Genomic DNA, 13,410 nt, shown 5'->3' with positions numbered 1-13,410 from the left:
ATACAGTAAAAATATATTATTTGAATAGTTCCTCTTTAATTACCTTATCCCTTCTAAGTTCAATAAAGAAATAATATAGCATAAACAGCAATAGTATTATTACAACCCCTATATCCAGTGCCTCCCTGGGCATCCCAAGTATGAATACAATCAGCAGTATTATTCCGGCAATAATGGTAAATGGATACAGTGGAGTTTTAAAGCTCCCGAATTTCTTAATTCTCCTGAAATGTATTATTGCAAAGCTTGCTACCAAATACGATAAAAGCAATCCAAAATTGCTTATTGCGGCTATAATGTAAATATTTCCGGAGAATAGCATAACTATCCCGATTAATGATGAAATAATTACACCGTTAACCGAAACATCCTTTTTATAGTTGAACTTACGGAAAAATTTCGGCAAAAGCTTGTTGTCACCAATCTGGTATAATATTCTGGAAGAGGTCATAATCATGGCGAGTGTAGCTGAAGTTGTTGCAATAAGGGCACCGATGGTCACAAGCGCATAGATTGAATAGGGTGCATGGACATATTTTAAGGCAAATGCAAGCGGGTCAGCCGATATGGTATATTTAGAAGCAGGCACCATGAGTATAAGGGCCAGTACCACTAAAATATAAAATACCATACTGATAAGCACGGATAGAATTATGGCCTTTGCTGCCTTATTGGCTCCACCCTTTATATCTGATGTAAATGTTGAAATGGACTGGAAACCTGAATATGCAAAAAACACTGCAATGCTGGCAGCAAATATAGCCGATATATTGTCTTTAGCAACCGGCGTAACAAAATTTGAAGTGTTTAGTGATTTGGTTGTGTATGCGAGAATAACTGCAGCTATTACAAATATTGTTAATATAGCTAATTTGACCATAACAAGGTAAAAATCTGCTTTTGCAGCCTTTTTTATTCCTACAATATTTACAATTGCAAGTACAAATATCAAGATAATGGCAAATATGATAGGGTAATAGCCGGTGTGCAACCCTACCAGGGAGCCAAGATATGACCCGAAGCCCAATGCAATTGCTGCTATGGCTGTGGAGAAGCTAAAATATAATAATATGCCAGTAATAAAACCCATTTCACTGCCAAAAGCCTCATAAATATAGGAAAAGGAAGCACCTTTGGCATGGGGCATTATTGAACCCAATTCACCTAATTCCATTGCAATAATAATTGCAAGTACTCCTACAAGAACAAAAGCTATAAGTGCATTAGCCCCTGCCAGTGCTATGGTAGTCCCACTTAAAACAAATATGCCCGCGCCTATTATAGCCCCCAGTCCAACTGCCGTTGCCACAGGAACACTGATAAATTTCTTATCCTTCATTTAAGTATAAGAGATTATCCCGGTACAGTAAATAAATATTGTTGTTTATTAATTTTCTAAACCGGGCAATTCAGTATAATATTGACAGCATGCGCATACGCTTAAACATTCATATCTAATATAGCACCATTAAATACAAAAAATAATATACAGATGATACATATTTTTTTATGGCAGGAATATTAATTCTAGCATGGGAAGGAATTTTATATGGGTGATATCCAGGATGTAATCACGGTTACCACGCCAGAGGTATCGGGGATGACTATCGTGCGCACTATCGGCACAGTGTTCGGGATCGTAGTAAGAAGCCGCGGATTGGGAGGCAATGTGGTAGCAGGGCTCCGGTCCCTTGCAGGTGGAGAGATCAAGGAATATACAGCTATGTTGACTGAAGCCCGTATCCATGCGGTCGGGCGGATGAAGGCCAATGCCAGTGAACTGGGAGCTAATGGAGTTGTTGCTATGCGATTTGACTCCTCAGAGATCGGCCAAACCATGAGCGAAATTGTAGCATATGGGACGGCAGTAGTGTTGGAGCTAGACTCCAGGAATCATTAAGAACTTCATAGTCACCAGGGCAATAACAATATGGGAATTTAGTCTAATGAAAAGAATGGTCGCCAGCAATTTATGTGGGGATTTATAAAATTATTTTATGGGCTGGATATAAAATAAGTAATATATGCATTCCTGGCTGTACTCCTGCAATTTTTATTTATCATACTCCAGGGGATAAAACCTCACTCCTTCAGGAGAATCATATTTTCCAAATCGGGTATTGTATGTTTTTTCCAGAGTTTCTACAGTAATTGAGGAATCAGGCGGCCCGTATGAAACCATCTTTCCCTTTGCCATTAATATAGCAGTATCGGACATATTAATAGCTATATTAATATCATGCAAAACGAGCAGGATGCCTTTCCCCATTTTCTTTAATGATTTTATAATATTTTCAAGAAGGTGAATTTTATCTATGTCTAAAAACGATGTTGGCTCATCCATTAAAATATAATCTGAGTTCTGGTAAATTCCGCTGGCAATGGATACCATCCGTTTTTCACCTCCGCTAAGTGTGGCAAAATCCCGATCTATAGAATCTCCCATTTCGCACAGGTCAAGTGCTTTCTGAATATCTTCTTCCTTATTTTCCCGGGTATATCCTGCTATCTCCATAATATCCCTTACTGTTAATCCCATGGGCTCCGGTATTTCCTGCTGGACGTATGCTATCTTTGTTGCAATCTGGTTTATTTTCATATTTTTAATATTATTGCCATCAACATTGACTTCCCCCTTTTCCAGTTTAATATAATTATTTGCTGCAACCAGCGTTGATGTTTTACCGGAACCATTTTTCCCGCATATGGACAGGATTTCTCCTCTGCCCAGGCTAAATGAAAGAGGGCCGACTGTAAAATTGCCCCTTTTAAACTCCACATCTACAAGTTCAAGCATTGTAATACCCCTTCTTTGAAACCCTTGCCATTAAAATCATGAAGAATGGAACACCTATCATGCCCGTTATGACTCCCACAGGGAATACGATTCCTGTTATAATTAAATGTGCAATGTCATTGCAAAGCATAAGAAAAGTGGCTCCAAGTATTGCGGATGCAGGTATAACATACTTATTCGAGCCGCCGAATATTAAACGTGATACATGCGGAAATATTAAGCCAACAAAGCCGATCAGGCCGCTTATGGAGACCGAAGCTGAAACAGCTATCGTTGTAAGACCCAGAGCCCCGAGCTTGGATCTCTCCACATTAATCCCCGCTGATTTTGCATATACATCACCCATCTGGAGGGCATTTAACTGCTTATACATCATTCCCAAAATAACAGATGTAACAATTACCAGCGGGACAACAATTTCATCCTCTGACCACAATATCCCTGAAAGGGAACCGAGGAACCAGAAAAATATGGTATTTTCAAGTGCTGGCCTTGAATAAAGCATTATTGCCACAAGGGATGTAGCAAACAGTGAGATTGCAATTCCTGTAAGGAGAAGTATCACAGGAGGAGTTCTGCCACTTCTAATTGAAAGCATATAAACCAAAGACACTACTATGATTGCAAATACGAAAGCAAATATGGGAAGGGTAAACAACCCGAATATGGTAATGCTGAATACTATAGCCAAAACGGCCCCAAGTGCTGCTCCACTGGAGACACCGGTAACATATGGCTCTGATATTGGATTTCTAAATATGCTCTGAATCACCGCCCCTCCAACACCTAAAGCCGCACCCACAGCAGCGGATGCAACAACTTCTGGTTCCCGTATCATTGCTATTATTACATAATTCCCCTGTGTGGCGGTAAGCTTTCCAGCACCAATCTGGAATAAAATTATATTCACAATATTTTTTAATGAAATATGGACTGGCCCGGTATCCAGGGAAACAATAAACGCAATTATAAAAATAGCTATGGCTATGGCGAACATAGTGTCTCGATGATGTTGCATTTCACTGTACTTATTGCCAGGCATTTCTTTTCACCTTATATCAACGTCAGGTTTTTACCTTTTCCACTGTAGATGTGGGATTAACATTATATTCCAGGTGCAATGGAAACTCTGGAATATTAACTGTTTTATTATAAACAGACTGGATAAGGTCCTGTATTGCGAAAATATCCCTGAAGTTAGGTTCCGAGTAGACATCAGCATCAGTTATCTGGAAAACGCTGTCGTTTTTATAAGCAGGGGTGGACTCATATGTTGGCGTATTTATCTGGCTTAGGTTAACACGTGTGCCCAGAAGCAGAACCTGCGGTGAATCATTGGCAACAACCTGGGTAGATGCCTGGAAGAATCCGCTATCCGTCATAACGTTCTTTAAATGGGCATAATTAAACATACTGTTAATGAACGTATTATTTCCGGATGTCCATGGAGCATGATTTTCTATGCATAAGGCATAAAATACAGATTTATTTGTTAAACCGGTATCCTTAAAATCATTCAAAGAGGTATTCATCCAGCTATTCAATTTTGAAGCATTGCTCATGGTGCCGGTTAATTTCCCTAACAGTGTATCCTGTTTTTCAATAAGGTGAAATGTCGATCCGCTGCCACTATCCAGATAAATATAATTTATTCCAGCATCCAGAAGTTCCTGTACTTCTGTTGCCTTATAACTGGATGAAGAAATAACAGCATCAGGTTTTAAGTTGATAATCTGCTGTGCACTGAAGTCTGGATAACAGGTAACTTTCTGTAGGTTTTCTGTTACATTATAGGGAAAATGTGTACATGGGCCAACAGCTATAATATCGCTGGATACACCAAGGGCATACAGTGTCCCTGTTGCAGCCGGTGAAAGTGAGACAATTTTATTGATATGGATTCCATTGACATCTGTTCCGACTGTAATCTCTTTTCCCTTATCTACAGTGCCAGGATGAATTAAATCAATGTAACCTGCAATACTGAAAACTACAATCACAGCAACAATAACTCCGGTAATTCGTAAACGTTTAGTATGATCCATTCAAGGTCACTTGACGGTAAATCCATTTAAGTTTAATAAAGTTAACTTTAGGAAAAAACACATTTGCCATTTTAATTTTTAACGTATTGCCGGGCAAATATTCTACATCAAGAATACAAGTATACTGTTAAATAAAGGTTATAAATAGGCGTGGATTAATAGAGATAGAGTAATTTTAAAAGGTTCTATAAGCCAGTACATGGTTATTGATTTTAACAATATTCATGTACCATTGTTATGCCCATGGTGTTCCATGTATTCTTTTCCTGCTGCATAAACAGAATCATAGATGCTTTCAATAATTTTGTCTCCCAATGCAGTTCCAAATCCGCAGTAGCGTATACCCTCTTCCCCAGCAAAAACAACACATACTGCATCTGAAACTGTTCCCGGGGATGGGATATTCCCGAATTTTAAGCCCAGAGCAAAAGCAGCCATAGATTTCGCCTCTGTAGCTACTCTGAACATATCTGCCATAGCATTGCCTTCAGGCTTTCTTTTCACAATGACCATGACATTTATTGTTCCGGGTTTCCTGTTGCCTTTAAATGATGCTGGTTCCGAGATTCCTGCTGTTACGGCTATAAGGTAATCCTCCGTATTTATTATCTTCATATGGTTTATATCTACAAGTGTGACAAATACAGGGGTATTGGCTCCCAAACCGTAATTTTCCAATATTTTGTTTATATATAAATCGAATTTATCTTCCTGTATATATTCCTGAAGGGTGTTGAATACAATTGACCGGATATGCCCTCCTCCACTGATGGTAGAAGACAATGCAACTCCATCTGTGTAGAATATCACATTGTTATTTTCATGTACTATTTTTATGTCCATAAATGGCGGTATTCTTCTAAAACTAATAACTATTCTTTCCGCCTGGCTTATATGATGTGCCAAAAACATAACAGGAATGTATAGCCTTTATACAATGTCAGAAAGATATTCTATGTTAATTGTTTATAAGGACTTATGTGATTTCTTCAATATTATCTAAAAATCTTTTATACCAGTTGAGGCCATTATTATCCACGATATGTAATTCCACAGGCGCATCAATATACTTCAACACTTTAATATTTATTTCATCTTTTAAGTTCTTATTACTTTCCAGCACCAGTATATCTATATCACTTGATGCGGTTGTATTTCCAGTTAAAACTGACCCGAAAACGAAAACCCGTGCATTATTATCTATGTTTTTTACAAATATATAAACTTCTTTGCACACTTCCCGATAATTTTTCAGATAATTTAATTTTTTTAACTCATATTCTATTGACATATCTATTAAATACCTCTACTATAAATTTATATACATTTTTTGTTTCTTTTTCGTCAAATTCAAACGGCATATATCTTGCAGAAATATAAGCGTCTGTTAACCTGCCTATATAAAGTAAATCTTTCTCATTATTAACAAGGTCTTTTATATTATCATCAAACTCGGATAATTTATTTATTAATTCTTTTAATGAATGTGTATCAAGATAGAAACCCAATTTTGTCAGGATTTTATATTTTAAAATTAATTCGCAATATTGATCCAGATTAAAGATTGCAAGGTCATATTTTTTAATATCTATTAAGTGTGCACCCTCTTCTAGAAAATCATTGGCTCTTTTCTTTAAAATTTCAGCTTCACTAAATGACACCTATATCCTCTTAATATTTTATAGCCTTATTTAGATATTATGTATAAAGTTGTTGCCCTTCTATGTAGAATTGTATCTACAGTTTTGTGTACTAATATAAGATACTATTTTTTAAATATTGTCTTTGTTTCGGTTTCCAGTTTCTAAAAGATGTTTATTTCCTGTGAATTGCCTTTATAGGCAAACATTCTACACATATAAATATATAATTTGATAGAATATATAACTTCTTGTTTTTAAATTAAATATAATATTTTTATAACCAGATTGTTGTTCTGCACGTTTTGCCAGATCATTAGTGAGCTACCTCATGCTAAAGCATAGAAGCTTCCTGCTTCATTGACCATGCTTAACCTTCACATAGGGGCTTATATTAAGTCCTTCAAGATCAGAGGCAATAATCTGCCCAGGCGTTAATTCCCTACTATCCTCAGGTACAATAGCAATAAAGACTTGCAATAATATGTAGCTTTACATATTTTATAATATTTTATGCCCGATATATCATCAAGCATACTTATAATCCTCCCGGGTTATATCCAATTTGAATACATTTATATGATAAGAACTTCATTTCCATTAGGCATTTAAAATGTTAATATTGTACTCTGGAAACAACTATTACTACTTCATGATATTTTTAATCTCTTTATTTTATAATTTTTATTCAGAGATTTCTTCTAAAATGATTTCAACAGACTGGTACACAAATATTTAATAAAAAATTTTGCAATTAATAATTAAAAATTTAAAATTTTGGGATTGCATTTGTAAATGCCATTTCAATATTAGCTATAAGTGTATAGACCGTCATGAACCCAACGCTACTTGTCAACTTTCCTGTGTAAGTCATCTGATTGTAGAAATACGAATCCATTATGGAATTATATACAAATCCGTGAACGTCTGGTGAAACAAAAAACACCCCGTTGACCATCGGCAGCCAGATATACGCGTACTGGTCATAGACTAATTTTGAAACATTGTTTTTCATCATCTGTTCCTGGGTGGTTTTGTTTTCAAAATCAAGAGTTTTAAAGTATGTGTTTAATGTGCTGTTATCTACCCATGCATCATTGCCACCAAATGTACCACCATACAAGGGGCTGTAGATATCTATCAACTGTTGGCCTATTGGATCAGGATAATCTGGTAGCCAGTAAATATCGTAAAACTGTGGAGTTGAGTTATTAGTTGTATAGGTATCGGCTATGGAGTCAGTAACGAGTTTAGTTGTGAATGCCAATCCAATTTGCTCAAATGAACTTATTGCGGATGATAGCTGGGCCGTTTCTATACTTGTTGCCGGGCTTATTGCGGTTAGAGTGAATGTATGTGTAGATAGATCCGTTCCAGTTTTATCACCATATCTTGTGCCGTTGGATAATTTAACATAAAAGTGCATTGCATCTCCTGCTATAGATATGTTTTTTAGTGCTGCTGTAATGTTCTGTGAAGGCATAGGCAAATTATCGGGATTATAGAATGCGTGCCCATATATTGGCGATAATGGCCCCAATTCCGCGTAAGCTTCAGGTGTGCTGTTATAGTTATTGTCGTATATTTTTAACTGTGCAGAGTAGTTCATGGCATCGTACAATGCTTCCCTGAAATTGGTATTATTTGTGTAATTGTCGGCGACGTTCATAGATATATAGTATGTTCCTGCTTCACTGAATGATTTAACAAGAGCGCCTGTTCTTTCTGTTTTATTATGGAATCCGTCTATCATAGATTTAAATGACGATGGTGCTATTGTTGATATCTGCGATATTCCCTTATCAAAGTCTTCAAGCCTGTCTGCATGGGATAAACCGTAGTCTATTACCACAGTTTTAATGCTTGCCGGCTCGGCCATTACACTTATACTGCCATTTTTAACCATTGCGCTTGTTACCCAGTAATCAGGATTTGCCTTAAGGACTATTGTTGAGAAGCCTTTAACAACACTTGATATAACATATGGCCCAGAACCTATTGCGCCATTCGCATCTATATAAGAACTGGGAGTATTGACCTGTACACCGCCGTGGGCGTCAACATAACTTGGCTCCACTATATCCCCCCAGCTGCCACCAGCCAAATCACTGAGCAGATACGCATATTCATGTTCAGTATTAATGGTAAATGTGCCATTTGTATTAACAACGAGTGCCTGGTTCGGGTATTCCATAACTTTCATTTCAGTTGTATTATAGTTAAAGTTAGATAGCATGTCTGCAAGGTCAGTCGCAGCAATAGTGTAATTATATCTTGTTATTGTAAGTGTACTATTAACATGATACGTTACCATTGGTATATTGTATCCTGCGTTGACAAGGGCGTATGTTATATTTACAGGAAGATATATTCCAGTTATTCCTGCCATAGTTGCATTGAACAATGTTCCCGAATAATCAGATGAAAAAGGGCCTTGTCCCATTACAATTCCCCTGGCAAGTGAGAACCATACAGATGTTGCATTTAAGGATTGCCCATTGCTAAATTTAGCACCATTCCTCATATCAAATAGGTAGTGAGTGTCATTGATGTTTGTATAATGGCTGGCTAAAATTGGGACAACTGAAGTTAAACTACCATTATATGCTACTAGGCTTTGAAATGTCGCTGCGAAGAGAGGGCCGTTACTTATAAAAAATCCTGTTGCAGGATCTAATTCTTCTGGAGGGCACGCCTGGGATGTATCTGTGAATGGCTCCGTTGGATGGTATAAAACTAAAAATGCTGTACTGATAAGGATTATTGCAACCACAACTACTATTATTATCTTTAATTTATTTTTCATTAAATATTTAATTTATTATTATATTTAAATCTTGCTTAACAAATAAGAATAGGCTTTATATATTCAAACAAATTTTCTCGACAATTCACATATTTTTATTTGTATGAAATATGGGTATTTACACAATGATATAGCCTATTCATCCATTCACAGGGAGTTATTCAGTGGGTGAACTACTTCATGCCAAAGCATTGAAGCTTCCTGGTTCATCGACATAACTTTCCTTCACATATGGAGTATTACGTCCTTCGAAGGTATCGGTTAATGTTTCCCCGGGCGTAAATTCCCTGCTATCCTCAGGTACTGTATTTTTAAACTTTTTTGTTTTCATTCCATAATAAATCATATTCAATGAAGAATTATAATCCCTATCAATGATATAGCCACAGCTAGGACATTTATAAATTCTTTCATTTTTTTACGATTAGACGGTGTGTGAATTCGTTATACCTGGCTATAGTTCTATTCATTCAATTTTTTTATTATCCTATCTATACCGGCAAAATCCACATTGATTGCTTCGTTACTCTTTGTTTTAAAAGATTTTGCAATAATCATATAATACTCTTTATTCCTTTTAATATTAACACTTAATGACTTATATTTTAATTCGTTGTATATTTTTATTCCGTCAACATCTGGTACAAATTTAATTTCTATAAAGACAACATCATTTTTGTCGTTAGTAGCAACTCCATCTATTTCAACATCTTTATGCCAGAATTTGTTAACCTGGAAATTGTGAATCGGGATAGGTATTATTCCCCTGGAAACCATTTCAAGTGCAATTCTTTCAAAGGTATGCCCGTAGAATGTATTTAAATTATTATTGATTTTTTTAAAAACGCTCTCAATATTCCCCAGCTCCAGGTCAGACCTATTTGGATCTACAAACTTATAATAAAAATTTAAAAAATAATCATTAATTTCATAGATTCCACGCCTTTTTTGATTAAGAGGGATAATATATTTGATGAATCTACTGGAAATAAGGGTTTCCAGATACCTGGAGATATTTCCGGAATCTAGATGGAGTGCATTCTGCAGCTCTCCATATGTATTTTTACCCTCCGATATTCTTTTTAAAATCATTTCATATATCCTGGGTTCCCGGAATTCTTCTTTCAACAGTATTTTTGGTTCTTCATATAATATCTCCCCCTTTGAGAGTATTATATTTTTGATATTCCATTCAATATTCTGATTTTTATCTATCAGGGAAAGGTAGAATGGGACATTTCCAAAAATTGAATGTATTTTCACAATATCTTCGAAATCTCCAGGATAAAAATATTCTATTAAATTCGGATCGAAGCCAGATATTTCTAAACTACCGGTTCTCCTGCCATATACCGGCGACTTGAAATTTAAAATCTCATCCTCCATCATGCTTATGCTTGAACCTGAAAAGATAATAAACAGTCTGGAATTTACCATTAATTCATCATATATTTTCTGGAATATGGATAGAATACCTTTATTTAATGAAACTAGATAGGTAATTTCATCTAATGCTATTATGATTTTTTCATCTTTAATTTCATCTATTAGGTATTTAAACAGGGTAAACAGGTCCACTTCAAGATTCAAAAAATACGACTTGCCTGTAATACTGGAAAATTCTGATTTTAAATATGTTATATTCTCCTCTATACTGTCTGCTGTGCATAAATGATATACCGTCTTTTTTCCGGAAATAAACTCTTTGATAAGTTCAGTTTTTCCTATTCTTCTCCGGCCATATATTATTATTAATTGTGGTTTATCCTCATCATATTTTTTATTAAGAAAATTTAATTCATATTTCCTGTTTATAAATTGCTGTATCATAATTATCATAATTTGATTACAGGTTAATATAAAAAGTTATTTACTAATATCAGGGGATAAGACAATATAGAAATTGAATAGGCTCATTAATATAGTTAGCTGACTCTCTATGAATCCAGACATAGATAGGATCTTTAAATGCTGTTCTGGATAAAATGACCGGGGATTTCCGGTTAACAATGTTAAATTATCTTCTATTGTTTATATGACTATTTATGTTTAAATTCTTCCTGTCCTTGCATTGTTTCCGTAATGCACTACCTTTTTCCATGGCACATTAATAAAGATTCTTTTTTATATCTTAGTCTTATCATTGAAATCATACCGGCGAATGCGCCGATTGAAAGAAATGAAAATGCCCAGTGCCAGCCTACAATATTTCTCAATATATCTATAGCATAAATTGATCCAACGGTTATTAAAAAACCTACAGCCATTTGAAACGTTAATGCACTCCCCCTTATTGCATCGTTACTTAATTCTGTGACAGCGGTAGAAAATTGTGCTGAATCTGCTATGGCGGTTATTCCCCAGACAATACCTAGAATTATTGTAATATACGGGACAGCTCTATATGTTAATCCTATTAATATGGCGGCTGTTCCGCTTATACTGAGGTATATGGACGTAGATAAGGTTCTCCCTATCCGGTCAGATATAACCCCACCAAGGACAGACCCTGTTACACCGGATAATCCTATAATTGAAAATGAAGCAATTCCCGTTATAAACAATAACCTGCTTCCCGTATAATAAAAGGCAAAACTTGATAGGAGAAATATTGGAATCCACGTCCACATAGCATACAGTTCCCACATGTGTCCAAAATAACCGAAATTTGCAAGCATCACCGGTTTATTTTTTATTATCTGTTTTATTGTATCCCATTTGAATTTAGGTGCTTTTATCTGATTTTTATCATCGTGCAAAGCAAATAAAACCATAGCTCCACCCAGAATGGATAACAACGATGAAAATTCCATCAATGCCCTCCATTCCGTAATAAATGGCAAATCCAGTATTATATGTGGCAATGCAGTTCCAAGCGTTAGCCCGGCTATTACTATACCAAGTGCTAAACCTCTTCTCGTGGGAAACCAGCTTGATACAATTAAAACTGCCACAGGGTAAACCCCTGCCATCATAATTCCGGTTGATAGCATTAAAACCATTTCAATTAAAAAATGGCGATATAATAGAACAAATAACAGCGTAAATATCGCACTCATAATTGAAGAAAAGGTGAATAATTTTCTTGGGTTAACTTTATCAGCCAGCCCCAGAGTAGCACTTATCAATGCACCCAGAACAAAGCCTATCTGTACCATTAAAGTTACAATAAGGGTACCTAATCCGGAAATACCCCATACAGGTTCCAGTTCGGGTGCTATGGTGGATGCACTAAACCATAAACTCATCACCATCAATTCAGAAACGCTCATTATTATGAGAACAAACCATTTATATTTTTTAGCCTCCATACAACCACCACTATAAAACTATCTGCACAATTCCTATAATTATAAACACAGTTCCCAGGATTTTATATGTTGATAAGGGATTTATGTTATTTCCAATTCTGGAAAAGATAAGTCCAGATAATATTGATATACTGCCTATAATGAGAGCCGCTATTATCATGATATGGCCGGCAATTAGATATCCGACAGTTCCGGAAGAAGCAGATATAATCATAGAGAAGGTAGATGTTCCCACAGCTGTTTTTATATCAAGTTTTAATATTAAAATTGATATTATCAAAAACATTATTCCACCACTTGCTCCAAGTATCCCGGTTGCAAGCCCTACCGGTATTGTAATCAATACAATTTCCCAGGGCTTGATATTTAATAATCTTTGAGTATCTTTGGTATTTTGCATTTCTTTTCGTCTTATGAGTGAATAAATACCCATAGCAATTATAAAAACGGCAAAACCAATTTTTACAGATTCAGCTGGAATAAGAAATGCTATTCTTACACCAATCTGTGAACCTATGATAGCTCCCAGGATCATAGGTATTCCCTTTTTGATATTTACCCTGCCACGTTTAAAATATACATACGCAACCATAACTGATGTAATTACATCGATTAACAGGCTTGTGCCAATGGCCTCCTGGGGTAATTCAGAATTTATAATTATCAAAGCAGGAACAACAGCAACAACTCCACTGGAACCAAGTACACCGGTTAATGCCCCCACAATTATTCCCAGTATGATGAATTCTAAATAGAAGAGATAGAACATAAATATATATTTTAATTTACTATTTAATAATTCTTAATTGTG

Annotated in this window: 13 protein-coding genes; 1 reads left to right on the top strand and 12 read right to left on the bottom strand. The window is 35.7% G+C overall.

Going from position 1 to position 13,410, the window contains the following annotated elements; genetic code table 11:
- Window positions 1-16: 16 nt before the first annotated feature.
- The gene (locus FACI_RS09440; protein WP_009887993.1) at window positions 17-1,339 is read right to left on the bottom strand and encodes an APC family permease; all 1,323 of its coding nucleotides are present in this window, start codon (window positions 1,337-1,339) and stop codon (window positions 17-19) included.
- 210 nt (window positions 1,340-1,549) lie between these two features.
- Here FACI_RS09440 and FACI_RS09435 point away from each other — a divergent pair, with 210 nt between their 5' ends.
- On the top strand, window positions 1,550-1,900 hold the full coding sequence (locus FACI_RS09435) for a heavy metal-binding domain-containing protein (protein WP_009887991.1): 351 nt from the start codon (window positions 1,550-1,552) through the stop codon (window positions 1,898-1,900).
- A 153-nt stretch (window positions 1,901-2,053) separates the two neighbouring features.
- On the opposite strand, the gene FACI_RS09430 is transcribed toward FACI_RS09435, so the two are convergent.
- The 11 genes from FACI_RS09430 to FACI_RS09385 all read right to left on the bottom strand — a co-directional run bounded on the left by FACI_RS09430 (window position 2,054) and on the right by FACI_RS09385 (window position 13,368).
- Window positions 2,054-2,797 carry an ABC transporter ATP-binding protein gene (locus FACI_RS09430; RefSeq protein ID WP_009887989.1) on the bottom strand — a complete coding sequence of 248 codons (744 nt, stop codon included), beginning with the start codon at window positions 2,795-2,797 and terminating at the stop codon, window positions 2,054-2,056.
- Entirely contained in the window at window positions 2,790-3,839 is a 1,050-nt protein-coding gene (locus FACI_RS09425) for a FecCD family ABC transporter permease (RefSeq protein WP_019841818.1), read from the bottom strand. The genes FACI_RS09430 and FACI_RS09425 overlap by 8 nt, the downstream gene beginning before the upstream one ends.
- A gap of 22 nt (window positions 3,840-3,861) precedes the next feature.
- On the bottom strand, window positions 3,862-4,842 hold the full coding sequence (locus tag FACI_RS09420) for an ABC transporter substrate-binding protein (RefSeq protein ID WP_009887987.1): 981 nt from the start codon (window positions 4,840-4,842) through the stop codon (window positions 3,862-3,864).
- 222 nt (window positions 4,843-5,064) lie between these two features.
- Window positions 5,065-5,685 carry an adenosylcobinamide amidohydrolase gene (locus FACI_RS09415; protein WP_187288947.1) on the bottom strand — a complete coding sequence of 207 codons (621 nt, stop codon included), beginning with the start codon at window positions 5,683-5,685 and terminating at the stop codon, window positions 5,065-5,067.
- Between the two features lie 133 nt (window positions 5,686-5,818).
- A complete protein-coding gene (locus tag FACI_RS09410) occupies window positions 5,819-6,133 on the bottom strand; it encodes a nucleotidyltransferase domain-containing protein (protein ID WP_009887985.1) in 315 nt (104 codons plus the stop codon).
- A complete protein-coding gene (locus FACI_RS09405) occupies window positions 6,117-6,503 on the bottom strand; it encodes a HEPN domain-containing protein (RefSeq protein ID WP_009887983.1) in 387 nt (128 codons plus the stop codon). Before FACI_RS09405 ends, FACI_RS09410 begins: the two co-directional genes overlap by 17 nt.
- Window positions 6,504-7,251: 748 nt before the next feature.
- The gene (locus FACI_RS09400; RefSeq protein ID WP_009887982.1) at window positions 7,252-9,288 is read right to left on the bottom strand and encodes an ABC transporter substrate-binding protein; all 2,037 of its coding nucleotides are present in this window, start codon (window positions 9,286-9,288) and stop codon (window positions 7,252-7,254) included.
- 178 nt (window positions 9,289-9,466) lie between these two features.
- Window positions 9,467-9,619, bottom strand: a complete 153-nt coding sequence (locus tag FACI_RS10350; RefSeq protein ID WP_187288946.1) for a hypothetical protein — start codon at window positions 9,617-9,619, stop codon at window positions 9,467-9,469.
- 131 nt (window positions 9,620-9,750) lie between these two features.
- Window positions 9,751-11,118, bottom strand: coding sequence for an ATP-binding protein (locus FACI_RS09395; RefSeq protein WP_048074248.1), 1,368 nt, complete (start codon window positions 11,116-11,118; stop codon window positions 9,751-9,753).
- 257 nt (window positions 11,119-11,375) lie between these two features.
- Window positions 11,376-12,599 (bottom strand): MFS transporter, encoded by a 1,224-nt coding sequence (locus FACI_RS09390; RefSeq protein WP_009887972.1) that lies wholly within the window; start codon window positions 12,597-12,599, stop codon window positions 11,376-11,378.
- 10 nt (window positions 12,600-12,609) lie between these two features.
- Window positions 12,610-13,368, bottom strand: a complete 759-nt coding sequence (locus FACI_RS09385) for a sulfite exporter TauE/SafE family protein (RefSeq protein WP_009887969.1) — start codon at window positions 13,366-13,368, stop codon at window positions 12,610-12,612.
- Between the last annotated feature and the right edge of the window lie 42 nt (window positions 13,369-13,410).

Origin of the sequence: Ferroplasma acidarmanus Fer1 (genome assembly GCF_000152265.2) — an archaeon.
Taxonomy (GTDB): domain Archaea; phylum Thermoplasmatota; class Thermoplasmata; order Thermoplasmatales; family Thermoplasmataceae; genus Ferroplasma; species Ferroplasma acidiphilum.
The sequence above is the reverse complement of the archived record's forward strand: the minus strand, read 5'-3'. Positions and strand labels throughout refer to the sequence as shown.